Origin of the sequence: Aliiroseovarius crassostreae, assembly GCF_049803815.1 — a bacterium.
GTDB lineage: Bacteria > Pseudomonadota > Alphaproteobacteria > Rhodobacterales > Rhodobacteraceae > Aliiroseovarius > Aliiroseovarius crassostreae_A.
This window is the reverse complement of sequence record NZ_JBNAGI010000004.1, coordinates 215036-241957: the sequence shown is the minus strand read 5'-3', so window position 1 is coordinate 241957 and position 26922 is coordinate 215036. Positions and strand designations below refer to the sequence as shown.

Below are 26922 nucleotides of genomic sequence, written 5' to 3'. Positions count from 1 at the left end.
GCGGAATTAATAAAACGCCTGCAGCCCGGTTTGTGCGCGGCCCAGGATCAGGGCATGCACGTCGTGGGTGCCTTCATAGGTGTTCACGGTTTCCAGGTTCACCATGTGACGAATCACGTGGAAGTCCTGCGAAATGCCGTTGCCGCCATGCATGTCGCGGGCCAGACGCGCGATATCGAGCGCCTTGCCGCAATTGTTGCGCTTGATCAGCGACACCATCTCCGGCGCGGCTTTTGCCTCGTCCATCAGGCGGCCCACCCGCAGCGCGGCTTGCAGGCCCAGGGTGATCTCGGTTTGCATATTCGCCAGTTTCAACTGGAAAAGTTGCATTTGCGCCAAGGGTTTACCGAATTGCTTGCGGTCCAACCCATATTGACGCGCGCCGTGCCAGCAGGCCTCAGCCGCGCCCATCGCGCCCCAGGCAATGCCGTAACGCGCGCGGTTCAGACAGCCAAACGGGCCTTTCAGACCGGAGACATCCGGCAGCAAAGCGTCTTCGCCGACCTCAACATTGTCCATGACAATTTCGCCGGTGATCGACGCGCGCAGGCTCTGTTTGCCCTCGATTTTCGGCGCGGACAGGCCTTTGGTGCCCTTATCCAGCACAAACCCCTTAATTTTCCCTTCATGGGCGTCGGATTTGGCCCAGACCACAAAGACGTCCGCAATCGGCGCGTTGGAAATCCACATTTTGCTGCCGTTCAGAACGTAGCCACCATCGGTCTTTTTCGCGGTGGTTTTCATGCTGCCGGGGTCCGAGCCAGCGTCGGGTTCGGTCAGACCAAAACAGCCAATCCACTCGCCCGAGGCCAGTTTCGGCAGGTATTTTTCCCGTTGTTCTTCAGTGCCATAGGCGTAAATCGGGTACATCACCAACGAGGATTGCACCGACATCATCGAGCGATACCCGCTGTCGACGCGTTCCACTTCGCGCGCGACCAGACCATAGGTCACATAGCCCGCGCCGATGCCGCCGAACTTTTCCGGGACGGTGGTGCCGAGAAGACCCATTTCGCCCATTTCACGGAAAATTTCCGGATCGGTTTCTTCCTTGGCAAAGGCTTCGGTCACGCGCGGCATGAGCTTGTCCTCGGCATAAGCACGCGCCGCATCGCGCACCATGCGCTCGTCTTCCTGCAGCTGGTCTTCCAGCAAAAACGCATCGTCCCAGTTGAACGACCCCAGCGCAGGCTGGGATTGGGGGGCTAAATTCTTGGCCATTTGTGGGATCCTTTGATCAGTCAAATCAGGGGGCGAGGGCGTCGAGCGCGCGGGCAATGCGGGCGAGCCCTTCGGTGAGGTTTTCGGTGGAATAGGCGTAAGACAGGCGGACATGGCCCGGCAGACCAAAGGCGCGGCCTGGCACCAGCGCCACCAGCGCCTCGTTCAGAAGGTAGTCGCAAAGGTCCGCGTCGCTTTTGATCTCGCGTCCATCGGGGCGTTTGCGGCCGATCGTGCCCGCGCAGGAGGGGAAGACATAAAACGCCCCTTCTGGTGTGGGGCAGGTGATCCCAGGCATGGCGTTCAGCGCGTCAACCACCAGATCGCGGCGGGCCTGAAATTCGGCACACCGGCTGGCCAGATGATCTTGGGGCCCGGTCAGGGCGGCCAGCGCGGCGGCCTGTGAAATCGACGACGCGCCCGAGGTGGATTGGCCTTGTACCGCGACCATCGCCTTGATTAGACCCGCCGGGCCGATGCCCCAGCCCAGCCGCCAGCCGGTCATTGCGTGGGCCTTGGAGACGCCGTTCACGATCAGGGTGCGATCCGCCAGATCCGGCGCGGCCGAGACAAAACTGGTGAAGGGGCGATAGGCGATGTGCTGGTAAATCTCATCCGCGATGATCCAGACATTCGGATGGCGGCGCAGCACCTGGGCCAGCGCGGCCAGTTGCGCGCGGGAATACATCGCCCCGGACGGGTTGCCCGGTGTGTTGAGCAACAGCCAGCGGGTCTTGTCGGTGATCGCCGCCTCAAGTGCGGCGGGGGTGAGCAGAAATCCGGTCTCAGCCGAGGTTTCCACCACCACCTGTTTGGCGCCGCATAGGGTGAACATATCGCCATAGCTGGTCCAGAACGGCGCGGGCAGGATCACCTCGTCGCCCGGATCCAGCGTGGCCATAAAGGCGTTGGACAGCACCTGTTTTGCCCCGGTTGAAACAATCACCTGTGCGGGATCGCACTCAAACCCGGCTTGATCCGCTATCGCCTGGCGCAGAGCAGGGGTGCCTTGCGTGGGCGTATAGGTGGTTTGCCCCGCCAGGGCCGCCTGATGCGCGGCCTCAATCACATGAGGCGGAGTGGGGAAATCAGGCTCACCCGTGCCGAAGGTCAAAACCGGCTTGCCCTCGGCCTGCAGCGCACGCGCCGCTTCCGAGATGCGGACAATTTCTGACAGGGACAGGGCGGCGGCACGTTGCGCGCGGCGAAAGGGGGCGGGTTTGGAGGGCATGCTCAGCTCCTGATCTTGCGCATTTTTCATAGGATACACCATGGCGAGGCTGGAAAAAAAACGATATAACGGCATAAGAACATTCCAAAAGGGAATGCTTTGGCGCATCCATTTGCCGAGGGGGGGCGCCTTTGCGGCCATTCACGCCGCCCCATTTCGAAACGCGCCTCAGGATGATCTGGAAAACTGGAAACACCATATGTCACGTCGCTTTGCCCCGCCGATTTCCTGTCTGACCGCTTTCGAAGCGGTGGCGCGGCTGGGGGCCGTCACCGAAGCCGCGCGAGAGCTGGATCTGACGCAAAGTGCGGTCAGCCGGCAGGTTCAGAAGCTGGAGGCGCTGGTGGGGACTGCGCTTTTTGAACGGGATCGCAAGCGGTTGACGCTCACCGATCCGGGGCGGCGATATGCAGACGAAGTGCGGGCGGCGCTGGCGCAGATTTCCAATGCCACAATCGCTTTGCAGGCCAACCCGGATGGGGGCGCGCTGAACCTAGCGATCCTACCAAGTTTCGGCACCCATTGGCTGGCCCCGCGGCTGCCGGGGTTCATGCGGGCCCATTCCGGCATCACCCTGAACCTGTCGACCCGCACCGTGCCGTTTGATTTCGCGGGCGAGGGGTTTCACGGCGCGATCCATTTTGGGCGCGACGATTGGGCCGGGGCGCAGGCGGTGAAGCTGTGGGATGAAACCATGCTGGCGGTGGCGGCCCCGGCTTTGTTGGACAGCGACGAGGATCTGCCACGCCTGCAACTGGAAACCCGGCCGGACGCCTGGGCGCAATGGGCGGCGGCACAGGGCCGGGCGGATCGCGGCAAACCGGCCATGGTGGTGGATCAGTTCGCCACCATGTTGCGCGCCGCCCAAGCGGGGCTTGGGGTGGCCCTGATGCCCGATTATCTGGTGGAAAGCGCCCTGTCACAGGGCAGCCTGGTGGCCCTGCCTGACAGCCGACCGGTCAGCACGGGGGCCTATTATCTGGTCTGGCCAGAGGGGGCCGGGGCCTATCCCGCGCTGGCGGCGTTTCGCGACTGGCTGCTGGCGCAATGTGCGGGGCAGGTGGCGGCGGCCACGGACGGGGTGGGCAAGGATCAGGGGGCGGGTTAATCGCGGGCCTTGCCGCGGACAGACGCCCGGATCTGGTTCGGCGTCTTGGTATATTCCAACCGATAGGCCCGCGACAGGGATGAGCTGTCGGAAAACCCGCAGGCCAGCGCCACGTCAATCAACGGCATCCGCGTGTCCGTGACCAGCGCATGTGCCCGTTTCAGGCGGATCTTCTTGTAAAACTTCGCCGGGGTTTCATCCAGATGGATCAGGAAAAGCCGCTCCAACTGCCGTGTGGACACCCCAACCTGCCGCGCCAATGCACTGACTTTCAGCGGGTGTTCAATCGTGTCCTCCATCAAGCGGATCGCAGATTTCAGGCGCTTTTCCAGGAAGTTGGACGAATGGCTCATCCCCTTCGGCTGGTCGCGTTGCGGCCCGCGGATATCTTCCAACAGCAAGGTGGCCGACAGCTCTGCGGCCATTTGCGGGCTCAGCTCTTTCGACAAGATCCCAACCATCAGTTCCAGCGTATGACCGCCGCCCGCGCAGGTCATCACCCCCGCAGCTTCCTCGGCCAGATGGGTGGTCAGCGTGGGAAAATCTCCGCTTTCTGACAGAACATTCACATCCCCCCAATGGGTGGTGGCAGGGGATGTTTTGGGCGCGGTCGCCTTGATATATTCCGTCGCCGCCCCCGACAGCAGCAGCACCCGGCGCTGCAACTTCTGCATCGCGCGCAGCCGCGCCATCCAGCCCGTGCCACGGCAATCCGTGCCCCCCACCACAATCAGCACCTGCTTCAGGTACTGTTCGGCGATCGAAGGTTCCGCGCGCACCAACATATCGCCATTGCTGTCCACAATGCCGGGATGATCAGAGGTGATCTGCCAGTCGAACCGTTCCTGCCCGCAGACGTCATTGGCCGTGTTGAGCGCCGACAGGATCGACGCAAGCTCCACCTGCCAGAACCCGGGCTGCACGAAAATCTCGACCGAGATGACGGGTGTTGTCCCCTCAATTGTGCTGTTGGTGTCTTGATGCGGGGTGTCCTGCATAAGCGCGCGTGCCTTCCGGTCCTCTGGTCTCAGGCTACCCGTAAAGGGTTCCCATGTCTGCGACATTTCTAACCGTCGGGCAAGGGGGGCAGGGGAAGGGGGAGCGTCAGTTTTCCCGTCAAAACCGTCAGAACCGATCTTTCACCAGATGGGTCAGCGTCGCGCCCGCCTCGTAATAGGCCTGTTTGGCGCCTGCCATCGGGATGGCGTGGTGATCCACCGGCGCGCGGGGCAGGGCGGTCATCTCGCCGCGGATCAGTGCCTTGGCCATCGCCTTGCCAAACACCGTGCCCGGTCCGATCCCGCGCCCGGAATAGCCAAAGGTCATCAAGGCGTCAGGGCCGGGGATCATCACCTTCGGCAGGTAGTCCTCGGTCATCGCAATGCGCCCGTGCCAGGCCTGCGACAGGGGAAGGTCCGCCAGCGCCGGAAACATTCGCGCCAGTTTGCGTTTGACCCAACCCGTGTGAATGCCGCTTGCCGGGTGGTTCAACGCGCCCATCCCCCCGATGATCAGCCGCCCTGCCTGATCCAGCCGGTAAGACGACATCACCATCGCCGTGTCCCAGCACCCCTCACGGCCCGGCAAAATTCGGGCCAGCTGATCATGCGACAAGGGCGCGGTGGCGGCCTGAAAATAATGCACCGGCACCGTGGTTGGGGCGGGCAGGCCTTGGATCGGCAGGGCATAGGCATTGGTGGCGATAATCATCCGCTTCGCTGTTATCTGACCCTCCGGGGTGGTCACCCGCCATTGATCGCTGTTTCGGGTGATCATGGTGGCCGGACTGTATTCATGCAGATGCGCGCCGCATTCCATCGCCGCGCGCGCCAACCCACGGGCAAACCCCAGCGGCTGAATGGTCCCCGCGCGCGGATCAAAAAGCGCGCCATGCACCTGATCCGATCCCACCCGCGCCATGGCGTCCTTGCGCGATAACAGCGTGACGGGGGCGCCGATGGTGGTCAATTGACGGTGACGGTTTTCCAGATCCCGCATCCCCGATGGCGCATGGGCACAGTGCAATGTCCCCGCCCGCGTGGCCTCGCATTGGATCGAAAACTCCCCGATCAGATCAAAGACAAGATCCGGCGCGCCCGCCAGAGCAGACGAGAGCTTTGCCCCGGCCGCCTCCCCCATCCGCGCCGCGATCTCTTCGGGCGGCAACCAAAGCCCCGCATTGACCAGCCCCACATTGCGGCCCGATCCGCCGCCGCCAAGGCTCCCCGCCTCGACCAGCCGCACCGACAGCCCAGCTTTGGCCGCGTGCAGCGCCGCCGACAGCCCGGTATATCCCCCGCCCACCACCACCAGATCGGCGGTCACCGCGCCCGACAGGGCCGGGGCGGTCACGTCCTCGGCGCAGCTTTGGTGCCAATGGCTTTGCGTGATGTCAGATGTCAAATTTGATCCCTTGCGCCAGCGGCAAGTCCCGCGAGTAATTCACCGTGTTGGTCTGGCGCCGCATATAGCCCTTCCACGCGTCCGACCCGCTTTCGCGCCCGCCGCCCGTGTCTTTCTCACCGCCAAACGCCCCACCGATTTCCGCCCCGGACGGGCCGATATTCACATTGGCGATACCACAGTCCGATCCCCCCGCCGAGAGGAAATACTCGGTCTCGCGCAGATCGGTCGAGAAGATGCAAGACGACAAGCCCTGCGGCACTTCGTTTTGCATTTCAATGGCTTGGTCCAGATCCCGGTATTTCACCACATAGAGGATCGGCGCAAAGGTCTCAAAGTGCATCACCGAGCTCTGCGCAGGCATTTCGACGATGGCGGGGTGCACATAGGCCGCATCGGGGTGGGTTTTCATGTTTACCTGCATCCCCCCATGCACACGGCCCCCTTCGCTGACCGCCTGATCCAGCGCACGGCCCATCGCGACCATCGCATCCTGGTCAATCAGCGGCCCCACCAACGTGCCCTCTGCCAGCGGATCGCCGATCGGCAGCCCTTCATAGGCCTTCACCAGACGCGGGATCAGCGCGTCGTAGATATCTTCATGCACAATCAGCCGCCGCAGCGTGGTGCAGCGCTGCCCGGCTGTGCCGACCGCCGAAAATACAATCGCCCGCAGCGCCATTTCCAGATCCGCCGAGGGGGCGACGATCATCGCGTTGTTGCCGCCCAGTTCCAGGATCGTGCGGCCCAGCCGTTGCGACATGTCCGCCGCCACCGCCTTGCCCATCGGCACCGATCCGGTGGCCGAGATGATGGCCACGTCCTTTGATGCGGTCAGGGCCGCGCCCAGATCGCGCCCGCCGATCAGGGTCTGGATCAACCCGTCCGGCGCATCCGCGCCAAACTTCGCCATGACCCGGTCGCAGATTTTCTGCACCGCCAGCGCGGTCAGCGGCGTTTTCTCCGACGGTTTCCAGATCACCGGATCGCCACAGACCAGCGCCAGCGCCGCGTTCCAGCACCACGGCGCGACCGGGAAATTGAACGCGGTGATCACGCCGCAGGTGCCCATCGGGTGCCATGTTTCGCGCATCGCATGGCCGGGGCGTTCGCTGGCAATCGTCAGACCATAAAGCTGGCGCGACAGGCCCACGGCGAAGTCGCAGATGTCGATCATCTCCTGCACTTCGCCCAGACCTTCCTGATAGATCTTGCCGCATTCCAGTGTGACCAGCCGCCCCAGGCTTTCCTTTTCCGCCCGCAACTCATTGCCCAGCAGACGCACCAACTCGCCCCGGCGTGGCGCGGGCACCATGCGCCAGGTTTTGAATGCGGCTTTGGCGGCGGCGATCTGCGCGGTCGCGTCTTCGACCGTGTGTTCGCGCAGCTGCGCAATCTGTGACCCGTCCACCGGGGTGGTGACGGCCAGCGTGCCGCCGGTCAGCTCGGTTTGGTCAAACCCGTTTGCGGCAAGAATGTTGGAAAAGGTCATGATGCGGCGCGCCCTTCTGTCATGAGGAAATGTCAATTCACCACCAGCTTCCCATGGGAAATGGCAAAAATCTATTGAAAGAAAATCGCAAAGCTATGAGTATACCTTATATGATTATCTCACGCCGCTTCCTGCCCTCGATCCCCTCCCTGCTTGCGCTGGAGGCCGTGGATCGGCTTGGCTCGGCGCAGGCGGCCGCCAAGGATCTGGCGCTCACGCAAAGTGCAATTTCGCGGCAGTTAAAGCAGCTTGAGGCGCAGATGGGCGTGGATCTGATCCTGCGCGATCAGCTGCGCCTTGGTCTGACGCCCGCCGGGCAGGAATTTGCCCGCGAGGCGCGGCAGGTGCTGACCCGACTGGGGCACGCGTCAATCAAACTGCGCGCCAACCCGTCGGGCGGGGCGCTGGATCTGTCGATCCTGCCCGCTTTTGGGCTGAACTGGCTGGCGCCGCGTCTGAAGGATTTCGTCGCGCGCCATCCGGATGTGTCGGTGAACCTGCACACGCACAGCCTGCCGTTTGGCTTCGACACCAGCCCCGCACAGGCGGCCATTCATTATGGCGAAGGGGGCGGGGCGCAGGATTGGCCGGGGGTCGAGGCGATGGCGCTGATGCCAAAACATGTGTTGCCTGTCTGCGCGCCTTCGCTTCTGGATGCGCCGTTGTCCCATCCCGCCGCGCTGTTGACCCAGCCGCTCTTGCATCTGGAAACCCACCCGGACAGCTGGGAGCGTTGGTTGGCCCGGCACGGGGTGGCGGCGGCGGGGTTGGAAGGGATGTTGTTTGACCAATCGTCGACCATGACACAGGCCGCGGTGCATGGGTTGGGCGTGGCGTTGTTGCCGGATTTTCTGGCCGAAGAAGAGATCCGCCTGGGCCGGTTGCGCCTGGCGGTTGAGGGCGACCCGGTGTCTTTGGGCGCGTATTTCCTGGTCTGGCCCGATGCACAGACGAGCTTCGCCCCGCTGGTGGCCTTTCGCGACTGGCTGCGTGCGCAGGTGTCTGCCTGAAAATCTGCCTGAAAATCTACCTGACACCCTGTCTGAAAAAGAGGCGACCAACAGGCCGCCTCTCTCGTGTCTTTCGGATCTGATCCCGGCAAATCCTAGAAAAATCCCAGCTTGTTCGGGTTATAGCTCATCAGGATGTTCTTGGTCTGCTGGTAGTGATCGAGCATCATCTTGTGCGTCTCGCGCCCGATGCCCGATTGTTTATAGCCGCCAAAGGCCGCATGTGCCGGGTAGGCGTGATAGTTGTTGACCCAGACACGCCCGGCTTCGATCGCACGCCCAAAGCGGTAGCAGCGGTTGGCGTCGCGGGTCCAGACCCCGGCCCCCAGCCCGTACATCGTGTCATTTGCGATGGCGAGCGCCTCGGCCTCGTCCTTGAAGGTGGTCACCGACACAACCGGGCCAAAGATTTCCTCCTGGAAGACGCGCATCTTGTTGTGGCCCTTCAGGATGGTTGGCTGGATATAGTTGCCGTTTGCCAATTCGCCATTGAACCGTGCGGCGTCCCCGCCCACCAGCACCTCGGCCCCTTCTTCGCGACCGATGGTGAAATAGGACAGGATCTTGTCTTGCTGTTCCTGGCTGGCCTGCGCGCCGACCATCGTGTCCATGTCGCGCGGATCGCCCTGTTTGATCGCCTTCACACGCTCGATGCAGCGGGCGATGAATTCGTCATAAATGTCTTCCTGGATCAGGGCACGTGACGGGCAGGTGCACACCTCGCCCTGATTAAACGCAAAAAGAACAAAGCCTTCCACCGCCTTGTCAAGAAACGCGTCATCTTCGGCCATCACGTCGGAAAAGAAGATGTTGGGGGATTTGCCGCCCAGCTCCAGCGTGACCGGGATCAGGTTTTCGGTCGCCGCCTTCATGATGATCCGGCCGGTCTCAGTCGATCCGGTGAAGGCGATCTTGGCGATCCGGTTCGACGTGGCCAGCGGCCCGCCCACATCCGGGCCAAAGCCGTTCACCACATTCAGAACGCCGGCGGGCAGCAGATCGGCGATCAGTTCGGCCAGCACCATGATCGCGGCGGGGGTCTGTTCCGCCGGTTTCAAGACGATGCAATTGCCTGCCGCCAGTGCGGGTGCCAATTTCCACGCCGCCATCAGGATCGAGAAATTCCACGGGATGATCTGGCCGACAACGCCCAGCGGTTCATGGAAATGATAGGCCACCGTGTCCGCGTCAATCTCGGACATATTGCCTTCCTGGCTGCGCAGAACCCCCGCGAAATAGCGGAAATGATCGACCGACAGTGGAATGTCGGCGGCGGTGGTTTCGCGGATCGGCTTGCCATTGTCCCAGGTTTCCGCCGTGGCCAGCAGGTCAAGATTTTCTTCCAACCGGTCGGCGATTTTCAACAGGATGTTGGAGCGTTCCGCGGCCGAGGTCTTGCCCCAGGCGTCTTTTGCCGCATGGGCCGCATCCAGCGCCAGCTCCACATCCGCCGCGTCCGATTGCGCCACTTCGCAAACCACCGCGCCGGTGATCGGGGTGATGTTCTGGAAATACTTGCCGTTCACCGGGGCAACAAATTTGCCGCCGATGAAATTGTCATAGCGTTGCTTGAAAGGCGAGGCATAGTGGCCCGCCGCTTGGGTCATCTCGTTCATGGTGTTCTCCCTAAAGCCCCGGATCCTCCACCGGGTGAGATCACCCTGCCGCGGGACGATGCGCCGGTCAGCCCGGGCAAAACAGGAGAGGGGGAAGAAGTGTCTCAGGGATGAGACAGGTGCGATCCGATTTGTGTCAACCGTCGTCCAGACCCAGCCGTTTCATACGCCGGTAAAGCGTCGCACGGCCAATTCCAAGGGCCCGGGCCGCCTGACTGACATTGCCATCAGCACGCGCCAGCGCCCGGATCACGGCGGCGCGTTCGGCTTTCTCAAACCCGGTCGGTCCATCCTCGCGGCCCAAAATATCCACCGCCGGGCGCGGCGTCAGCGCGCCGGTCTGATCCAGTCCAAACACCCGGCGCGCCTCGCGGGTCGCGCCCACCACCAGATCGTGATCGTCAATCGCCAGCAGGGTCGAGGCCTCGGCATCATCGCTGTCCGCGACCACAATCCGGGCATTTGCAAAGGCGGCGCGAAAATGCGCTTCTTCGATGGCGCGGGCGGTCTGGGCCACTTGCGCCGATATCAGCCGGTTGAACCCTTCGGTCTGATCCACGCGTGCCGATGACACATCGAGCGCCCCGAGGATCTGCCCGTCGGGGCCGTGAATGGGCGCGTCAATACAGCTCATCGCCGTGTTGCGGGCATAGAAATGTTCGTCGCGATGGATGATCACCCGGCGCCCTTCGGTCAGGCAGGTGCCAATGCCGTTGGTGCCTTCGCGCGCCTCGCTCCAATCCGCGCCGGTGGCCAGTCCCCAGCTGGCAAAGGTGGGCGCGTCGGCCTCGGAAATGCGCTGGTCCAGCACCACGCCTTCGGCATCGGTCAGCAGCACCGCGCAGCCCGAACTGCCGACCAGCGAAAAAAGCTGATCGAGCCGGGGCGCGGCCACGGTCATGAACCGATCCAGCGCGTCGATGCGCAGGCGCAGATCGGTTTCCTCAACCCGGCCCGGCGCACGTTCTTCCCCCGGATCCAGCCCGTGTTTTTCCACCGACCGGCGCCAGCTGGCCGCCAGCCGTGACCGCGCCGCCGCCGAGGGCGAGTTGGTGATCTCCATCACCTTTTCGATATGGGCTGTGGTGCGGGGCATGGGGATGCGCGCCTTTCAGGGAAATGCGCGTGGAGTATGGCAAGACTTCCGCCTATTGCGCAACATTCTTGCGCAGTCATCTTGTTTTTGGTGGGATTTCAATCGGTTGCGGCGTGGTGGGTCAGGCCTGAACCGCCGTCAGGCGTTGTTCGCCCAGTCCCTCGACCCCCAAAACCATCTGATCCCCCGGCGTCAAAAACACCTGCGGATCCTGTCCCATGCCCACGCCCGGCGGCGTGCCAGTGGAAATAATATCCCCCGGCTCCAACGTCATGAATTGCGACAGGTACGACACCAGATGGGCCACGCCATAGACCATGGTCGCGGTGCTGCCCGATTGCATCCGCGTGCCGTTCAGATCGAGATACATCGACAGGGCCTGCGGGTCCGGCACCTCGTCGCGGGTGACCAACCACGGGCCAATCGGAGCAAAACTGTCATGGGATTTGCCCTTCACCCACTGACCCGCGCGCTGGGTCTGGAAATCGCGTTCCGACACATCATTGACCACGAGGTATCCCGCCACATGGTCAAGGGCCGTCGCCTCGTCCACATATTTCGCACGCGTGCCAATGACCACGCCCAGCTCCACCTCCCAATCGGTTTTGCTGGCCCCGCGCGGGATTTCCACCGCATCATTTGGCCCGCAAATTGCCGATGTGGCCTTGGCGAAAATCACCGGCTCGGGCGGCACCTCCATCCCCGCTTCCGCCGCGTGGTCAGAGTAATTCAACCCGATGCAGATGATCTTGCCCACATGGCCCACCGGCGGGCCGATCCGATCGGGTGTGACCACGGGCAGGGTGGTGGGATCTATATCAGCAAGGATCGCCAGCCCGGCATCCGAAAGCGCGGCCCCGGTGATGTCTTTCACATGTCCCGACAGGTCACGCACCTGTCCGTCGGCATCCAAAATCCCTGGCTTTTCAGCGCCTTGCGCCCCGTGTCGCAAAAGTTTCATCGTGCGTTCTTTCCTCGTGCGGCGCGTTGACCCGGCTTGCCTGCGGTCGAGCGCCCCTTGGCTTCGGACGCGGCTTCGATCGCTGATTGCCGCGCCAGCGGATCATCGGCCACCGCAAGCTCCACCGCTTCCAGACGATGGATTTCATCGCGCAGGCGTGCGGCCTCTTCAAATTCCAGGTTCTCGGCGGCCTTGCGCATATCCGCGCGAAGCGCGTCCAGATGTGCCGCCAGATTGTCGCCCACCAGCGGCTTGTCGACCGTGGCGGTGACGCGGGACATATCCGTGTCGCCCTCGTACAGCCCGGCCAGCACATCGTCGACGTTTTTCTTGACCGTCTCCGGCGTGATCCCGTGCAACTCGTTATAAGCCATCTGCTTTTCACGCCGCCGTTCGGTTTCCTTCAATGCGCGGTCCATCGACCCGGTGATCTTGTCGGCATACATGATCACCCGCCCGTCGGCATTGCGCGCGGCCCGCCCGATGGTCTGAATGAGCGAGGTTTCAGAGCGCAGGAACCCTTCTTTATCGGCGTCCAGAATGGCCACCAACCCACATTCCGGAATGTCCAACCCTTCGCGCAACAGGTTGATCCCGACCAGCACGTCAAACGCGCCCAGCCGCAAATCGCGAAGGATTTCAATGCGTTCCAGCGTATCGATGTCCGAATGCATATAGCGCACGCGAATGCCCTGTTCATGCAGATACTCGGTCAGATCCTCGGCCATGCGCTTGGTCAGTGTGGTGACCAGCGTGCGCATCCCCTTGGCGGACACTTTGCGCACTTCGTCCAGCAGATCATCGACTTGCATTTCCACCGGGCGGATCTCGACCTGAGGATCCAACAGCCCGGTGGGGCGGATGATCTGTTCGGCAAAGACCCCGCCGGTTTGTTCCATTTCCCAGTTCGAGGGCGTGGCGGAAACAAACACCGATTGGGGCCGCATCGCATCCCATTCCTCAAATTTCAGAGGGCGGTTGTCCATGCAGCTGGGCAGGCGGAAGCCATGTTCAGCCAGGGTGGATTTGCGGCGAAAGTCACCTTTGAACATGCCGCCGATCTGCGGCACTGAGACATGGCTTTCATCGGCAAACACAATCGCATTGTCCGGGATGTATTCAAACAGCGTGGGGGGCGGTTCGCCCGGCGCGCGACCAGTCAGATAGCGCGAATAGTTCTCGATCCCGGAACAGAACCCGGCGGCCTCCAGCATCTCAATATCAAACTTGGTGCGCTGCTCCAGCCGCTGCGCTTCCAAAAGCTTGCCCTCGGCCTCAAACTTCGCCAGCTGCACCGCCAGTTCCTGTTTGATATTGGTGATCGCCTGTTTGAGCGTCGGCGTGGGCGTCACGTAATGCGAGTTCGCATAGACGCGCACCTTTTCCAACGTGTCGGTTTTGGCCCCGGTCAGCGTGTCAAATTCGGTAATGCTTTCAAGCTCTTCACCGAAGAACGACAGGCGCCAGCCGCGGTCTTCGAGGTGCGAGGGCCAGATTTCCAGACTGTCGCCGCGCACCCGGAACGACCCACGGTGAAAGGCGTTGTCATTGCGTTTATATTGCTGCGCCACCAGATCGCGCATCATCATGCGCTGGTCATATTCCTCGCCCACCGTGATGTCTTGCGTCATCGCAGTATAGGTTTCGGGCGACCCGATGCCATAGATGCACGACACGGACGCCACGATGATCACGTCATCACGTTCCAACAGCGCACGGGTGGCCGAATGGCGCATCCGGTCAATCTGTTCGTTGATCTGGCTTTCCTTCTCGATGAAGGTGTCGGACCGGGGCACATAGGCTTCGGGCTGGTAATAGTCATAATAGCTGACGAAATATTCGACCGAGTTTTCCGGAAAGAACCCTTTCATCTCGCCATATAATTGCGCGGCCAGGGTCTTGTTGGGCGCCAGGATGATTGCCGGGCGCTGGGTTTCCTCGATGATCTTGGCCATGGTGAAGGTCTTGCCGGTGCCGGTCGCGCCCAAGAGCACCTGATCGCGTTCCCCCGCTTCGATCCCGCCTTTCAGCTCGGCAATGGCCGTGGGCTGGTCGCCTGCGGGCTGAAAGGGCGAATGCATCACAAACCGCTTGCCGCCTTCCAGCTTCGGCCGCGCCGTTGGGGCCAGGGTCGGGTTGGTCAGCGGGCTATGAGGTGTGTTGACGGGTGCCTGGGACATTTGCGAATCCTCCGCCCCCAAAGATGACCCCTTTTTGTTCTTGTTCAAGGGGGCTGGGGGGGACTGGTGACAAAAAGCGGAGGGCACGCGCCAAAAAAGCGGTGGGTTCACGCAAAAACCGATCAGATGAAAAGGAGAGAGGTCTCCCCCAAAATGGCGAGTTGTTAAAATTCTATGGATCAGGCGATCCTGCAGATGGTTGGACCCTTTTGGACGGACTCTCAACTTTGGGCGTACTCTCAACCAAGAGTGGTTTGTCTAGATTGCGTATTGCGCGGCTGGCTTTTTGCTGGCCGCGCTTAACGCCTTTTTAATCCTTTGAAAACGTAAAGAAATTACTAACGCAAAAAGCGAAAAAAATTGCAAAAAACTCAACTAAAAGTGTTTTTGCCCCTTGCCAAGGGCTCAACTTAGCGCTTAGTCTGATCATGCAAGCAGCAGAACGGTCTGCCGGCGACAACGATACACCCACCCCACCCCTCGCTCCCTCGTTGTTGCCGGCAGCCACTCTTGCCCCCCACCGAAAAGCCAAATCGTGAACAGGTGAAGGGAATTGGTGCGCCGTGTTGCGCCAATCCTTTGCAATTGCGGCTTGAAATGCACGTCCCGTTTGGGGATAAGAAGGCGCACAGTTTCAGGAGGACAGCCATGCGCGCCCGTATCTATCAACCTGCCCGCAACGCCATGTCTTCGGGGCTTGGCAAAACCAAGGTCTGGGTTCTGGAATATGCGCCGGATGCACCGCGTGAGATTGATCCGCTGATGGGCTGGACCGGGTCGGATGACACGCAAAGCCAGGTGAAGCTGAAGTTCGACACCAAAGAAGCCGCGCTGGATTTTGCCAAGGACAACGGTATTGACGCCGTGGTGCACGAGCCGCAGAAACGCGCGCCGAATGTGCGCCCGGGCGGCTATGGCGAGAACTTTGCCACCAATCGTCGCGGGCCGTGGACACACTGATCCCCGGATGCGTTAAGCCCTGCATATGTGACGACATGACAGCGCCTTCCGGTTCGGGAGGCGTTTTTGTTTGAACGTTGGCGTGTCTGGAAAGAGGGGAGCGAGGCTCTGCCTCGCGCTCCGAGGTATTTGGGGCAAGAGGAAAAGAGAAGATCCAGTCCGGGCCTGCGGCATGAGACGCGGGCCGGCTGTCGATTAAAGCGTTTCGGGATACACTTGAGACACATGTTTGCGCCGAAACGCCCATGACATTGATATCTCTTACGGCGTTTCGGTGTTCCCCTGTGTCAGGTTAAAACCGAAACGCTTTAGGACGGCGCAGACAGAAACAGACCGGCGGCGGCCTCAAATTCGCGCGGTTTTTCGGCGTGCAGCCAATGGCCGGCACCGGGGATCTTGGCCTGGCGGGCATTTGGAAACAGCGCCTTGATCAGCGGGCGATGCTCGGGGCGCACGTAATCCGACGCGGCCCCGGCCAAAAACAGGGTGGGGCCGTCAAAGGATCCGGTCACATCGGGGAAGCCCACGATCTTGTCCATCTCGGCCTGCAGCACATCAAGATTGAGCCGCCACGCCTTGCCCGCCACATCGAGCGATTGCAGCAGGAAGGCGCGCACTGACGGGTCGTCGACCGTATCGGACAGCAACTGGTCCGCGTCGGATCGCAGCGCAACCTGTGACAGGTCCAACCCGCGCATCGCCTCGATCAATGGGGTCTGGCTGTGGCCGTACCCCACGGGCGCAATATCCGCGACAATCAACCGGCGCAGCATTTCGGGATGGCTCAGCGCCAGCACCATCGCCGCCTTGCCACCCATCGAATGGCCAATCACATCAGCCTGTCCGCCAATGGCCCCAATCACCTCGGCCAGATCCGCGGCCAGGTCGGCATATTCATGGCTGTCTGACCAGGGGCTGCCCCCGTGGTTGCGCATGTCCACCGTGACCACGCGGCGCGATTTGGCCAGGCGTTTTGCGATCACCCCCCAGTTGCGGCCTGATCCAAACAGGCCATGGGCAATCAGGATGGGCGGGTGGGCGGTGTCATCGCCAAATGTCTGCATATTCAACATAGCCGACAGTTACCGCAGCGGGCTTGTGGGATGAACCCCCAAAGCGTAGGGTGCGCGCGGGTATTCAGGGCCGCTTGTGGCCAGGGAAAGAGATTTGAGCATGGATCTGCACATGCAAACCGCGCGTCTGGCGCAGATGATGGAAGAACGGCTGGACATTCGGGGGGCGGATTTCGCCACCAAGATCCGTCGCGCGGGCCGCCTGTTGCCACGCCATGTGCGCCGCGAGGCTGCGCTTTTGATCTCGGCCCTGCCAATGATGGACCACCCGCATCTGTCGCGCCAGGTCGAGGTGGAGCGTCTGGCCCGTGCGGTCAAGATCGTTGAAGATCATCTGTTGGATGTGGACCCCTGGGACCGGCGCATAGGCATTGTGGTGAACTGGGCCGCCGGGCTGGCCTTCAGCCTGCTTCTGGTCGCGGGTCTGTGTCTGTGGCTTCTGCACTGGCAGGGGTTTCTATAGGGCGCGCGCCGCCCAGGGCCTGCCGATAGACCAGCGTGACCGTGGCGAAGCTCACGTAAAGAAGCAGATACCAGCTGCCCATTTTCGCCAGCGACGCCCAATCGATCGCCTTGGTGCCCGCATAAACCCAAGTGCCCGACCGCGTGCCGACATTTTCCGCGATCCACAGGAAAAAGCTTGAGAAAAACGCGGCGAGCGGCAGGGGCATCCAGTAAAACCGACCGATGCGAAACCAGATCCGGGTGCGGATGAACAAGATCACCGTCAGCCCCATCAGCACCCACCGCATGTCCCAGATCCAGTGATGGGTGAAGAAGTTCAGGTAAATCGCAGCGGCCAGCGCAAAATGCGCCCAAAGCGGCGGGAAGGGCGTGAACCGCATGTCAAAAATTCGAATGACCCGCGCCATATAGCTGCCGACGCTGGCATACATGAAACCGGAGAAGAGCGGCACGCCCATGAATTTGAGTAGCCCCGGTTCCGGGTAGGCCCAGCTGCCCATCTGGATCTTGAAGATCTCCATGATCGTGCCGGTGAGGTGGAAGAGCAGGATCACCCGCGCCTCGGCCCAGCTTTCGAGTTTCAGCCAGAGGAAGCCGGCCTGCAGCACCACGGCGTAAATGACCAAAGCGTCATAACGGGCCAGCGCCCAATCCGGCTGCCAGATCGCCTTGGAAAGCATAATGCCGATCAGCATCAGCCCGCCAAACAGCGCCGCCCAGCCCTGTTTCAAGACAAACATCACAAACTCCGCGACGCCATAAGGCAGGCGCGCGCGCATCCACTGGCCAAGGGAACGTTCCGTGTCGCGGGTGGTGTGGATCATTTGGGCGCTCTCGTGGATCTGGCCTGAATAAGATTGAAGTTTCCCGTTTGTTTTCGTAGGTCTTAGATCAAAAGAAAACCCTTCAGGCGATTTTTTCAGAGAAACCGATTAAAAGAAGACTGAGCGATGATTAGCAGACATCTGGAAAAGCGCGGGCTTTATCTGCACCTTGGCGCACATCGCACCGGCACTGGCAGTTTCCAAGAGTTTCTCAGCATGAATGCCGGGCGATTGGACGATCACGGCGTGAATGTGGCCGTGTCAAACCGGGATGGAAATCTGAACAGTGGCCTAAAACTGCGCCTGCCGGACAAACGTCATTTCCGCAAAAATAACTTGGATCAACACCGGGTCTGGCTGGATGAGCAGATTGAAGACAACAGTCTTGATCGCAGACGGGTGTCCCTGGTGTCGGAAGAAAACCTGCCCGGAACAATCAACACGTTGATGTCGCCTGACATCTACCCGATTGTCGACAAGCGGTTGAAATTCTTTGCCAGCAGGCAGACAAAACCGATCCGCAAGGTGCTGTTTGTGGTGCGAAGCTATGACAGTTTCTTCGAATCCGTTTTCCGCAAGCGGGTCGAGTTTCGGGCCATTGATCCCTTCCATCACTATCGTGATGACATGATGACCATGAACCGGGGATGGGTTGATGTCATTCAGGATATTCGCGACGCCACCAAAGTTGACAACGTGCAAGTGCTGCGTTTCGAGGACCGGCCGGGGTATCTGAAATTGTTGCACACTCTGTTTCCGGCTTTGCCCCATGATGGCTGGCTGGGCCCCCAGGGGCTTCGCAATGTCAGTGCCTCAAACGCCGCCTGCCGCGAGATCCAGCGGGCGTTCCACAATGGCGAAGAACTCTCTCGGGCCCAGATCGAAGACATCAAGGCACGATATGCGGATGACACGGACGCAGAGCCGGTCGCGGCCTTTTCCGATGCAGATCGGGCGGAACTGCAAGACCGCTATGCCGAAGATGTTCAGACAATCCGCAACTTGCCGTTTGTCACCTTTTCATAAGCTTGTTTTCTTAAGCTTGGGGGACGGATCCGGTCCGACCTGCGCCGGCTTAGAACGCCCACCCTGGCAGGCGCGCGCGCATTCATTGGCCGAGGGAATTTTCTGTGTCGCGGGTTGAGGATGAAGGCGTGTTCATCCCTTTGGAGTAGCCCGAAAATAGGGGTGGCAAAAGAGGGTACTCGCGCCACAGGTTCGAGGTGCGGATCAGCGAACCGGGGGGCGAGGTGGCGCGTCCATGCGCGCGCGGGAAGCGCGATCGTCGCGAAAGGTGCGGGCCGGTCATGTTGGGACACAGACCGGCCCGCCGCGTGACATCCCTTGGCTGCGATGACAGCGAAGGGATCACACTTAGGGCTTGGCGCAGAGGTGGCGCGGATCAGTTGCGGCCTTTGCCGCCGCCATTTCCACCACCGTTGCCGCCGCCTTTGCCGCCGCCATTTCCGCCGCCGTTACCGCCGCCGCGCTCGCCGTTGTCCCGGTCGTGGCCTTTGCCCGGGTTGTCTTCGTCAAACCCGTCCGGATCGTTGCCGTGGCCGTTGTCGAGGTCTTCGTATTCCACCTCGCTGCTCGCCCCTTCGACGACGTTGCCGTCATCATCCATAACGTTGCCATCTGCGTCCACGGCGTTGCCGCCATCAATCAACTCGCTGACACTCAGCACGCCATCATCATTGGCGTCATTGCGAAACAAACCATCTGCGCCCCGCTTGCCAAACGTGGCTTCGGCTTCTGCATAGTCAATGACCTTGTCCCCGTTTGCGTCAAGGTCCCCGTTTGCGTCAAGGTCCCCGTTTGCGTCAAGATCGCTGAAGCTGGCCGAGGCCTGTTGGGCGGTGGCGGACCCGGCTGCCAAAACCATCGCAATCGCGCTTGCGGTGAAAAGACCTTTTTACTGCATGTGTCATGCTCCTGTTTTGTTGCATCGAGTGTTTAAAGCCAAACTGCGCCCTGTGTTCCAGCTTTTTCCAGGGTCGGCGGGGCCATGCCGGATCTTGCGGCCGCATCGGCAGAATGCTGCGCGCAGGTGGGCGGGACGCACGACAGCACAGGGTGAGGCCCCCAACCGGGCGGGCACCGCGCAAAATAAAGCCCCACCATCTGGCGGGGCTTTTTTGTGTCTCGCTGACGGAGTTTTGCAAAACTCCGCTCCCTTTTCTTTAAAAGAAAAGGGCTTACAGGTTCGGATAGAGCGGGAAGCGGGCGCAGAGGTCGGCGACCTTGCCGCGCACAGCCTCTTCCACGGCCTCATTCCCGTCCGCACCATTGGCGGCCAGACCGTCGACCACTTCGATGATCAGATCCCCGATCTCGCGGAACTCGGCCTCGCCAAAGCCACGGGTGGTGCCCGCCGGCGTGCCCAGGCGGATGCCCGAGGTCACAGTGGGTTTTTCCGGGTCAAACGGGATGCCGTTTTTGTTGGTGGTGATATGCGCACGGCCAAGGGCCGCGTCCACGATGTCGCCGGTCACGCCTTTCGGGCGCAGATCGACCAGCATCAGGTGGGTGTCGGTGCCGCCCGACACAATGTCGAGGCCGCCTTTGACCAGCTGATCGGCCAGCGCCACGGCGTTTGCGCGCACCTGTTTCTGATAGGCTTTGAATTCGGGCTTCAGCGCCTCGCCAAAGGCCGCGGCCTTACCGGCGATCACATGCATCAGCGGACCGCCCTGAATGCCCGGGAAGATGGCCGAGTTCACTTTCTTGGCGATATCCGCGTCATTGGTCACGATCATCCCACCGCGCGGACCGCGCAGGGTCTTGTGGGTGGTGGTGGTGGCCACATGGGCGTGCGGGAAGGGCGAGGGGTGTTCGCCCGCCGCAATCAGGCCAGCGATATGGGCCATGTCGACCATCAGGTAGGCGCCAACCGAATCTGCAATCTCGCGGAACTTGGCGAAATCAATCTGGCGCGGAATGGCCGAGCCACCGGCAATGATCAGGGCGGGTTTATGTTCACTCGCCAGCGCCTGGATCTGGTCATAATCGATCAGGCTGTCCTCGCGGCGCACACCGTAATGCACGGCGTTGAACCACTTGCCCGACTGGTTCGGACGTGCGCCATGGGTCAGGTGGCCACCGGCCGACAGGTCCATGCCCAAAATGGTGTCGCCCGGCTTGATCAGCGCCTGGAACACACCCTGGTTCGCCTGCGAGCCCGAGTTCGGCTGCACGTTGGCAAATTCACAGCCAAACAGTTCCTTCGCGCGGTCAATCGCCAGGTTCTCGGCCACGTCCACATACTGGCACCCGCCATAATAGCGACGCCCCGGATAGCCTTCGGCGTATTTGTTGGTCAGAACGCTGCCCTGCGCTTCCATCACCGCGGCGGACACGATGTTCTCGGATGCGATCAGTTCGATCTCGTCGCGCTGACGGCCCAGCTCGTTGGTGATCGCGCCCCACAGCTCCGGGTCGCGGGTGGCAAGGGCCTCTGTGAAAAAGCCGGTGTCACGGGTATCAGTCATGCGCGTTCATCCTCCGATGCAAGACTTGGGTGATTAACTTGTGTTGCGTATTTCCTATCGGAAACAAACCGGGGGGCAAGGGGCAGAATGCGACCTAGAACCGGAAAGACGCGCCATGTCTGGCACTTTCGCGAAACTTGTGGTTCTTTCGGAAACGAGGGACAGGAAGGGAAACCCCAATGAGCCAGAGAATCGCTTTCCTCGCCAGCGAGGCCCAGGTCGCGCAGGTCGCACATGAGGAATTGGTGGCCCGCTACGGCCAAACCGCGCCGGACAAGGCGGATGTGATCGTGGCGCTGGGCGGCGACGGGTTCATGTTGCAGACCTTACATGACACCCAGGATCTGGCCGCGCCGGTCTACGGTATGAATTGCGGCACGGTTGGCTTTCTGATGAACGAATATAACCCCGACGGGCTGGTGGATCGGCTGATCGCGGCGGAAGAAGAGGTGATCAACCCGCTGATCATGACCGCGGTGGATGCGGGCGGGCAGACCCACAAGGCGCTGGCGATCAACGAGGTCAGCCTGCTGCGCGCCGGTCCGCAGGCGGCGAAATTGCAGATCAGCGTGGATGGTCGGGTGCGGCTGGATGAACTGGTCTGTGACGGCGCGCTTTTGTGCACCCCCGCAGGCTCCACCGCCTATAACTACTCGGCGCACGGGCCGATCCTGCCGATTGGCTCTGACGTGCTGGCGCTCACCGCGATGGCCGCCTTCCGCCCCCGGCGCTGGCGCGGGGCACTGTTGCCGAAAGGGGCGACCGTGCGGTTCGACGTGTTGCAGGCGGACAAACGCCCGGTGATGGCGGATGCGGACAGTCGTCAGGTGGAAAATGTGATCTCGGTCGAAATCCGGTCCGCGGGTGACATCAAACATCGCATCCTGTTTGACCCCGGTCACGGGTTGGAAGAACGCCTGATCCGCGAACAATTTGTCTGACCCGACCCCCGGGGGCACGCGCCGCGCGTCGCGACCCCCGACGGTTTGGGCGTCAAAAACTTTAAACTTTCGCGTTTTCAAGGCGGAAAACTTACAAGTTTCTGCGCGCAGGGCTTTGAAGACTTACAAGTTTCGCACATTCGCGTGATCCCGCACGGTTCCCGCTTGGCCGGGGCAGGACGACACGACATGAAGGGGAAGGACTCCGGAGATCTCATGCGCCTTTTTGCCCTCACCGCCGTGACCATGTTGGCCTTTGCCGCCAATTCGATCCTGAACCGCGCCGCGATTGCCGAGGCGGCTATGGATCCGGTAATCTTTGCGCTGATCAGGGTGCTGTCAGGTGCCGTGGTGCTTGCCGCACTGGTGGCGTTGCGCGGGGTGTTCAAAGCTCAACCTATTGATATTTATGCGGTATTGGGGTTGGTGGCCTATCTGCTTGGCTTCTCTTTTGCCTATCAGGATATGGATGCCGGGCTGGGGGCGCTGATCCTGTTTGGCGGCGTGCAGATCACCATGTTCGCAGGCGCGCTGCGAGGCGGCGAAGCGCCCGGTTGGCCGCGCTGGGTCGGGGCCGGAATGGCCCTTGCGGGACTTGCTTTCCTGCTCTGGCCCTCTGACGCTATCCACTTGACATTCAATGGTTTTATGCCCATGTCCATCGCGGCGATTGGCTGGGGTGTTTACTCGCTGATCGGCAGGAAGAGTGCCGATCCTCTGGCCGCCACCTGCTGGAATTTCATCTACGCCACGCCCTTCGTGGCGCTGGGGCTGTTGTTCACCGAGACCACCGCACCGCCGTCGGCTGGCGGCCTGTGGCTTGCCATTCTCTCCGGCGCGGTCACATCGGGGCTTGGCTATGCGCTGTGGTATGCGGTTTTGCCCGGGCTCGGTGCCACCCGCGCGGCCCTGGCGCAGCTGTCTGTCCCGGTGATTGCCATTGGGCTTGGAGTGGTGTTGTTGGGCGAGGTTCTTGCCCTGCAATCGCTGTTATCGGCGGGTCTGGTTTTGGTCGGGATCACCGTGGGGGTCTTTTCGAAAGAGCGTTAATGCGTTGATGTTAATGGTATTATTGCGTTTAAGATTGCCAGTTTTCACGCTTGCGATAGATGGTTGACGGCGATACGCCCAAGGTGCGGGCGGCTTTGGGAACCGATCCATCATGGGCGCGGATTGCCTCTTCGATCACCATCTGTTCAATCTCTGCCAGGCTTTTCCCGCCAAAACTATCAACGCGCTGAAGCCCGGTCGTTGCGGGGGCAGAGCCCTGACACTCCGCCGATCCCAACCCCTCGGGCAGCATATCGCGGGTCACCTTGTTGCCATCATGTTGCAACACCGCATTCCAGATCACGTTCTTCAGTTCATGCACATTTCCAGGCCAGCTATGCGCGCGCAAAATCGCCAGTGCGTCGGGGGTGAAGCCAGTGAACCCGGCCCCCTCGGCCTTGACATAAAGGGACAGGAAATAGTCGGCGAGGATGGTGACATCCTCTCCTCTATCCTTGAGGGGAGGGAGGTGGATCGTCGCCACATGTAGTTGATAATAAAGCTCTTTCAGCAACTCGCCGCTGTTGATCAGGGCCATGGGGTCATGTGAACTGGCGCTGATGATGCGGATGTCGGTATTTCGGGGTTGAGGTGCGCCCAGCGGGCGGATTTGCCCCGAGCGCAGAAAGCGGACCAGCTGGCGTTGGACTTTCGGGTCGAGATTGGCAATCTCATCGAGATACAATGTTCCCCCGTCAGCGCGCTGCGCGGCCCCGGATTTTCCGCGTGAAGAGCTGGCCGAGCCACCCTTGTCATGACCAAATATCTCGCTGGCCACCGTATCGGGGTGCAGGGCGGCGCAGTCGACCACTACAAAGCGGTCTGCGGGGCGACCTGACAGGTCGTGAACGGCGCGGGCGCACCGTTCTTTTCCTGTGCCGACCTCTCCCTGCAAGAACACCGGCGCTGTGGAATTTGCAACACTTTCAAGCCGTTGCATGGCCGATCGGAAGCTGGGGTGATCGCCAAGCAACGTGACCTCGGTCATGTCCGATTGGGGCTTTGCTGTTGGTGTAGGCGCGGGCGAAGACGGTTGTTCGTCGCTTGCAATTGGGCTCTTGGTCATGTTGCTGGCAGGTGGCAACTGCGCCGGAAACGGCATCGGTTCGGTCTGCGTCGATTGCACAAATTGCGCACGCGCACCGGACCGGGTTGGCCGGTGGGCGAGGCTGTCGCGAATAACCTGTGCCAGGCGCGTGTGGTTGAAGGGCTGAAACAGGCAATCAAACGCGCCTTGATGCATGGCGTCGGCGGCATCGTTGATCTGATCATTTTTGGCGGTCACGATGACATTTGGTGCCGATGGCACGGCCTTGCATTGGGCCAGAAAAGAAAGAGTGTCATTTCCATTTAGTTGCAAGGGCATAAAGATCAGATCAGGGGCGGAACGGTTCAGTTGGTCCAGCGCGTCGTCCAGGCATGTGGCGTAAACCGGCACGCAGCGGGCCTCGTGAAATACCAACGCTGGCAAATCGTTTTCCTGGTCCGGATCCTGCAAAACAAGGGCCACAAAATCCCCCTCTGCGGCGGTCGGTTCCGCGGGGGTCAACTTGTCCTGATTTACTAAATCTTTACGGGTCACGTAGGGTCCGTCATTCGGTGATGTGGCAGCGCCGGGCGCACGAAAAAGTTGAGTATAATTTTATACTTGTCCAACCTGTTGAAAAAAACACCCCCAAATAGAATTTGGAGGTGTTTTTAGTTAGAATTGTAAAGAAAGCCTATGCTTTCGTATATCCAATCTCCGCCAGTGCGTCGGTGATCTCGTCTAGGATGGCCGGGTCATCGATGGTTGCGGGCATCTTGTAATTCTTGCCATCGGCAATCGACACCATGGTCGCGCGCAGGATCTTGCCCGAACGCGTCTTGGGCAGGCGGTCCACCACGATGCACAGTTTGAACGCGGCCACCGGACCAATCTTTTCGCGCACCAGTTTCACGCATTCGGCGCTGACCTCGGCATGGTCGCGATTGGCCCCTGCGTTCAGGCAGATCATGCCCAGCGGCAGTTGGCCTTTCAGCTGGTCGGTCACGCCGATCACGGCGCACTCGGCCACGTCGGGGTGGCTGGCCAGGACCTCTTCCATCGCGCCGGTCGACAGGCGGTGACCGGCCACGTTGATCACGTCATCGGTGCGCGCCATGATGTAGACGTAACCGTCTTCATCCTTGTAACCCGCGTCACCCGTTTCGTAATAGCCGGGGAAGGTGGTGAGATAGCTGGATTTGTACCGCTCTTCCGCGTTCCAAAGGGTGGGCAGGGTGCCCGGGGGCAGGGGCAGTTTGATCGCAATGGCGCCCAGCTCGCCGGCCGGCATCTCGTGCCCGCCCTCGTCCAGGATCTGCACATCAAAGCCCGGCATCGGCACGGACGGCGAGCCAAGTTTGACCGGCAGTTCTTCGATCCCCAAGGGGTTTGCGGCAATCGCATAGCCGGTTTCGGTCTGCCACCAGTGGTCAATCACCGGCACCTGCAGCTGTTCTTGGGCCCAGACAATGGTGTCAGGGTCGGCGCGTTCACCGGCCAGGTACACCTGTTTCAGGCAGGAAAGGTCGTATTTCTTGACAAAATCGCCTTTGGGGTCTTCGCGTTTCACGGCGCGGAAAGCGGTCGGCGCGGTGAAGAAGGACTTTACGTTATGCTCGGAAATCACCCGCCAGAAGGTGCCCGCATCGGGCGTGCCCACCGGTTTGCCTTCGAAAACGATGGTGGTGTTGCCATGCACCAGCGGCCCGTAGGTGATGTAGGAATGGCCCACAACCCAGCCCACGTCGGACGCGGCCCAGAACACGTCGCCGGGATCCACGTTGTAAAGGTTTTTCATGGTCCAGTTCAGCGCCACCAGATGCCCGCCGGTGTGACGGATCACGCCTTTCGGCTGGCCAGTGGTGCCGGAGGTATACAGGATATAGGCGGGGTGGTTGCCTTCAACCGGCACACAATCGGCAGGCGCGGCTGCGGCTTCTTCCGTGGCCCAATCGAAATCGCGACCGTGGATCAGGTCCGCCGGGTGCTCTTCGCGTTGCAGGATCAGGGTGAAGTCCGGCTTGTGGTCTGCCAGGTCGATGGCCCCGTCCAGCAACGGCTTGTAGGCCACCACGCGGTTCGGTTCCAACCCGCAGGAGGCGGCGATGATCGCCTTTGGGGTCGCATCGTCAATCCGCACCGCCAGCTCGTTTGACGCAAAACCGCCAAACACCACCGAATGCACCGCGCCAATGCGGGTCACGGCCAGCATGGCAATCAGCGCTTCGGCCACCATCGGCATATAGATGATCACACGATCGCCTTTGGTCACGCCCTTGGCCACCAGAGCACCGGCGACCTTGGCCACACGGTCCTTCAGCTCGGCATAGGTCAGCTTCGACTGGCGGCCAGTGATCGGGCTGTCATAGATGATCGCCACCTGATCGGCGCGGCCATTGTCCACGTGACGGTCCACCGCGTTCCAGCAGGTGTTGACCATCCCGTCCGCGAACCATTCGTAAATCGGTGCGTTCTCGTCGTTCAGAGCTTTCGATGGCGCCTTGTCCCAGTCGATCGCCTGGGCGGCCTCCATCCAGAAGGCTTCCGGGTTGGCCTGCCAGGCGGCGTAAACGTCTTTATATGCCATGATGCATATCCTCCTAAATCCCTGAGGAAGGAGTTAGTCCGCCCCGTGCCGTCAGGGCAAGCGCCGATGGGCCAGACGCGTCCAATTTTCGCATGGGCTTTGCAGATTGGCGGAAAATGGCCTGCAAATTTTGCAAACCCACTGAAAATATGCGCTCGGTTTGAAAAAATCACCTGTTTTGCAAAA

General features: G+C 61.1%; 22 protein-coding genes. 7 read left to right on the top strand and 15 right to left on the bottom strand.

Features of this window, described 5'->3' with window-relative positions:
• Window positions 1–6: 6 nt before the first annotated feature.
• Together ACP15V_RS12705 and ACP15V_RS12700 are read right to left on the bottom strand one after the other, a co-directional pair.
• A complete protein-coding gene (locus tag ACP15V_RS12705; protein ID WP_424944073.1) occupies window positions 7–1221 on the bottom strand; it encodes an acyl-CoA dehydrogenase in 1215 nt (404 codons plus the stop codon).
• A gap of 25 nt (window positions 1222–1246) precedes the next feature.
• Window positions 1247–2452, bottom strand: coding sequence for a pyridoxal phosphate-dependent aminotransferase (locus ACP15V_RS12700; protein ID WP_424944072.1), 1206 nt, complete (start codon window positions 2450–2452; stop codon window positions 1247–1249).
• A 199-nt stretch (window positions 2453–2651) separates the two neighbouring features.
• Between ACP15V_RS12700 and ACP15V_RS12695 the strand changes: the two genes are divergently transcribed.
• Window positions 2652–3560: a LysR substrate-binding domain-containing protein gene (locus ACP15V_RS12695; protein ID WP_424944141.1), complete on the top strand. Its 909-nt coding sequence runs from the start codon at window positions 2652–2654 to the stop codon at window positions 3558–3560.
• Here the strand turns inward: ACP15V_RS12695 and ACP15V_RS12690 are convergent.
• From ACP15V_RS12690 to ACP15V_RS12680, 3 genes are all read right to left on the bottom strand, one after another.
• Window positions 3557–4558 carry a GlxA family transcriptional regulator gene (locus ACP15V_RS12690; protein ID WP_424944071.1) on the bottom strand — a complete coding sequence of 334 codons (1002 nt, stop codon included), beginning with the start codon at window positions 4556–4558 and terminating at the stop codon, window positions 3557–3559. The genes ACP15V_RS12695 and ACP15V_RS12690 overlap by 4 nt on opposite strands.
• A 127-nt stretch (window positions 4559–4685) precedes the next feature.
• Window positions 4686–5963, bottom strand: a complete 1278-nt coding sequence (locus tag ACP15V_RS12685; protein WP_424944070.1) for an NAD(P)/FAD-dependent oxidoreductase — start codon at window positions 5961–5963, stop codon at window positions 4686–4688.
• On the bottom strand, window positions 5953–7455 hold the full coding sequence (locus ACP15V_RS12680; RefSeq protein WP_424944069.1) for an aldehyde dehydrogenase family protein: 1503 nt from the start codon (window positions 7453–7455) through the stop codon (window positions 5953–5955). The genes ACP15V_RS12685 and ACP15V_RS12680 overlap by 11 nt, the downstream gene beginning before the upstream one ends.
• Window positions 7456–7565: 110 nt before the next feature.
• Here ACP15V_RS12680 and ACP15V_RS12675 point away from each other — a divergent pair, with 110 nt between their 5' ends.
• The gene (locus ACP15V_RS12675) at window positions 7566–8465 is read left to right on the top strand and encodes a LysR family transcriptional regulator (protein ID WP_424944068.1); all 900 of its coding nucleotides are present in this window, start codon (window positions 7566–7568) and stop codon (window positions 8463–8465) included.
• A 95-nt stretch (window positions 8466–8560) separates the two neighbouring features.
• Here ACP15V_RS12675 and adh read toward each other — a convergent pair whose 3' ends face one another.
• From adh to uvrB, 4 genes are all read right to left on the bottom strand, one after another.
• Entirely contained in the window at window positions 8561–10081 is a 1521-nt protein-coding gene (gene adh, locus ACP15V_RS12670; RefSeq protein WP_424944067.1) for an aldehyde dehydrogenase, read from the bottom strand.
• Window positions 10082–10217: 136 nt separating this feature from the next.
• Entirely contained in the window at window positions 10218–11177 is a 960-nt protein-coding gene (locus ACP15V_RS12665; protein ID WP_424944066.1) for a GAF domain-containing protein, read from the bottom strand.
• A gap of 121 nt (window positions 11178–11298) precedes the next feature.
• Entirely contained in the window at window positions 11299–12138 is an 840-nt protein-coding gene (locus tag ACP15V_RS12660; RefSeq protein ID WP_424944065.1) for a fumarylacetoacetate hydrolase family protein, read from the bottom strand.
• Window positions 12135–14318 (bottom strand): excinuclease ABC subunit UvrB, encoded by a 2184-nt coding sequence (gene uvrB / locus ACP15V_RS12655; RefSeq protein WP_424944064.1) that lies wholly within the window; start codon window positions 14316–14318, stop codon window positions 12135–12137. Before uvrB ends, ACP15V_RS12660 begins: the two co-directional genes overlap by 4 nt.
• Window positions 14319–14966: 648 nt before the next feature.
• Here uvrB and ACP15V_RS12650 point away from each other — a divergent pair.
• Window positions 14967–15278 (top strand): ETC complex I subunit, encoded by a 312-nt coding sequence (locus tag ACP15V_RS12650; protein WP_424944063.1) that lies wholly within the window; start codon window positions 14967–14969, stop codon window positions 15276–15278.
• A gap of 308 nt (window positions 15279–15586) precedes the next feature.
• Here ACP15V_RS12650 and ACP15V_RS12645 read toward each other — a convergent pair whose 3' ends face one another.
• Complete coding sequence (locus ACP15V_RS12645; RefSeq protein WP_424944062.1) at window positions 15587–16351, bottom strand: alpha/beta fold hydrolase; 765 nt, start codon at window positions 16349–16351, stop codon at window positions 15587–15589.
• Between the two features lie 100 nt (window positions 16352–16451).
• Here ACP15V_RS12645 and ACP15V_RS12640 point away from each other — a divergent pair, with 100 nt between their 5' ends.
• On the top strand, window positions 16452–16814 hold the full coding sequence (locus tag ACP15V_RS12640) for a hypothetical protein (RefSeq protein ID WP_424944061.1): 363 nt from the start codon (window positions 16452–16454) through the stop codon (window positions 16812–16814).
• On the opposite strand, the gene ACP15V_RS12635 is transcribed toward ACP15V_RS12640, so the two are convergent.
• A complete protein-coding gene (locus ACP15V_RS12635) occupies window positions 16753–17640 on the bottom strand; it encodes a DUF817 domain-containing protein (protein ID WP_424944060.1) in 888 nt (295 codons plus the stop codon). The genes ACP15V_RS12640 and ACP15V_RS12635 overlap by 62 nt on opposite strands.
• A gap of 126 nt (window positions 17641–17766) precedes the next feature.
• Between ACP15V_RS12635 and ACP15V_RS12630 the strand changes: the two genes are divergently transcribed.
• A complete protein-coding gene (locus tag ACP15V_RS12630; RefSeq protein ID WP_424944059.1) occupies window positions 17767–18666 on the top strand; it encodes a hypothetical protein in 900 nt (299 codons plus the stop codon).
• 376 nt (window positions 18667–19042) lie between these two features.
• Here the strand turns inward: ACP15V_RS12630 and ACP15V_RS12625 are convergent, their stop codons facing one another.
• Together ACP15V_RS12625 and glyA are read right to left on the bottom strand one after the other, a co-directional pair.
• Window positions 19043–19525 (bottom strand): hypothetical protein, encoded by a 483-nt coding sequence (locus tag ACP15V_RS12625; RefSeq protein WP_424944058.1) that lies wholly within the window; start codon window positions 19523–19525, stop codon window positions 19043–19045.
• Window positions 19526–19838: 313 nt separating this feature from the next.
• Entirely contained in the window at window positions 19839–21131 is a 1293-nt protein-coding gene (gene glyA, locus ACP15V_RS12620; RefSeq protein ID WP_424944057.1) for a serine hydroxymethyltransferase, read from the bottom strand.
• 179 nt (window positions 21132–21310) lie between these two features.
• On the opposite strand from glyA, the gene ACP15V_RS12615 reads away from it, so the two are divergent.
• On the top strand, window positions 21311–22072 hold the full coding sequence (locus ACP15V_RS12615) for an NAD kinase (RefSeq protein WP_424944056.1): 762 nt from the start codon (window positions 21311–21313) through the stop codon (window positions 22070–22072).
• Between the two features lie 216 nt (window positions 22073–22288).
• A complete protein-coding gene (locus ACP15V_RS12610) occupies window positions 22289–23122 on the top strand; it encodes a DMT family transporter (protein ID WP_424944055.1) in 834 nt (277 codons plus the stop codon).
• Between the two features lie 28 nt (window positions 23123–23150).
• Here the strand turns inward: ACP15V_RS12610 and ACP15V_RS12605 are convergent, their stop codons facing one another.
• Both ACP15V_RS12605 and ACP15V_RS12600 read right to left on the bottom strand, forming a co-directional pair.
• Complete coding sequence (locus ACP15V_RS12605) at window positions 23151–24704, bottom strand: sigma-54-dependent transcriptional regulator (protein WP_424944054.1); 1554 nt, start codon at window positions 24702–24704, stop codon at window positions 23151–23153.
• 139 nt (window positions 24705–24843) lie between these two features.
• Complete coding sequence (locus ACP15V_RS12600; protein WP_424944053.1) at window positions 24844–26736, bottom strand: propionyl-CoA synthetase; 1893 nt, start codon at window positions 26734–26736, stop codon at window positions 24844–24846.
• Window positions 26737–26922: the final 186 nt, after the last annotated feature.

What these genes read in the sequence shown, in the direction of transcription:
- ACP15V_RS12705 (WP_424944073.1), bottom strand. Translation starts at nt 1,221, where the DNA reads ATGGCCAAGAATTTAGCCCCCCAATCCCAGCCTGCGCTGGGGTCGTTC.
- ACP15V_RS12700 (WP_424944072.1), bottom strand. Translation starts at nt 2,452, where the DNA reads ATGCCCTCCAAACCCGCCCCCTTTCGCCGCGCGCAACGTGCCGCCGCC.
- ACP15V_RS12695 (WP_424944141.1), top strand. Translation starts at nt 2,652, where the DNA reads ATGTCACGTCGCTTTGCCCCGCCGATTTCCTGTCTGACCGCTTTCGAA.
- ACP15V_RS12690 (WP_424944071.1), bottom strand. Translation starts at nt 4,558, where the DNA reads ATGCAGGACACCCCGCATCAAGACACCAACAGCACAATTGAGGGGACA.
- ACP15V_RS12680 (WP_424944069.1), bottom strand. Translation starts at nt 7,455, where the DNA reads ATGACCTTTTCCAACATTCTTGCCGCAAACGGGTTTGACCAAACCGAG.
- ACP15V_RS12675 (WP_424944068.1), top strand. Translation starts at nt 7,566, where the DNA reads ATGATTATCTCACGCCGCTTCCTGCCCTCGATCCCCTCCCTGCTTGCG.
- adh (WP_424944067.1), bottom strand. Translation starts at nt 10,081, where the DNA reads ATGAACGAGATGACCCAAGCGGCGGGCCACTATGCCTCGCCTTTCAAG.
- ACP15V_RS12665 (WP_424944066.1), bottom strand. Translation starts at nt 11,177, where the DNA reads ATGCCCCGCACCACAGCCCATATCGAAAAGGTGATGGAGATCACCAAC.
- ACP15V_RS12660 (WP_424944065.1), bottom strand. Translation starts at nt 12,138, where the DNA reads ATGAAACTTTTGCGACACGGGGCGCAAGGCGCTGAAAAGCCAGGGATT.
- uvrB (WP_424944064.1), bottom strand. Translation starts at nt 14,318, where the DNA reads ATGTCCCAGGCACCCGTCAACACACCTCATAGCCCGCTGACCAACCCG.
- ACP15V_RS12650 (WP_424944063.1), top strand. Translation starts at nt 14,967, where the DNA reads ATGCGCGCCCGTATCTATCAACCTGCCCGCAACGCCATGTCTTCGGGG.
- ACP15V_RS12645 (WP_424944062.1), bottom strand. Translation starts at nt 16,351, where the DNA reads ATGTTGAATATGCAGACATTTGGCGATGACACCGCCCACCCGCCCATC.
- ACP15V_RS12640 (WP_424944061.1), top strand. Translation starts at nt 16,452, where the DNA reads ATGGATCTGCACATGCAAACCGCGCGTCTGGCGCAGATGATGGAAGAA.
- ACP15V_RS12635 (WP_424944060.1), bottom strand. Translation starts at nt 17,640, where the DNA reads ATGATCCACACCACCCGCGACACGGAACGTTCCCTTGGCCAGTGGATG.
- ACP15V_RS12630 (WP_424944059.1), top strand. Translation starts at nt 17,767, where the DNA reads ATGATTAGCAGACATCTGGAAAAGCGCGGGCTTTATCTGCACCTTGGC.
- ACP15V_RS12625 (WP_424944058.1), bottom strand. Translation starts at nt 19,525, where the DNA reads ATGGTTTTGGCAGCCGGGTCCGCCACCGCCCAACAGGCCTCGGCCAGC.
- glyA (WP_424944057.1), bottom strand. Translation starts at nt 21,131, where the DNA reads ATGACTGATACCCGTGACACCGGCTTTTTCACAGAGGCCCTTGCCACC.
- ACP15V_RS12615 (WP_424944056.1), top strand. Translation starts at nt 21,311, where the DNA reads ATGAGCCAGAGAATCGCTTTCCTCGCCAGCGAGGCCCAGGTCGCGCAG.
- ACP15V_RS12610 (WP_424944055.1), top strand. Translation starts at nt 22,289, where the DNA reads ATGCGCCTTTTTGCCCTCACCGCCGTGACCATGTTGGCCTTTGCCGCC.
- ACP15V_RS12600 (WP_424944053.1), bottom strand. Translation starts at nt 26,736, where the DNA reads ATGGCATATAAAGACGTTTACGCCGCCTGGCAGGCCAACCCGGAAGCC.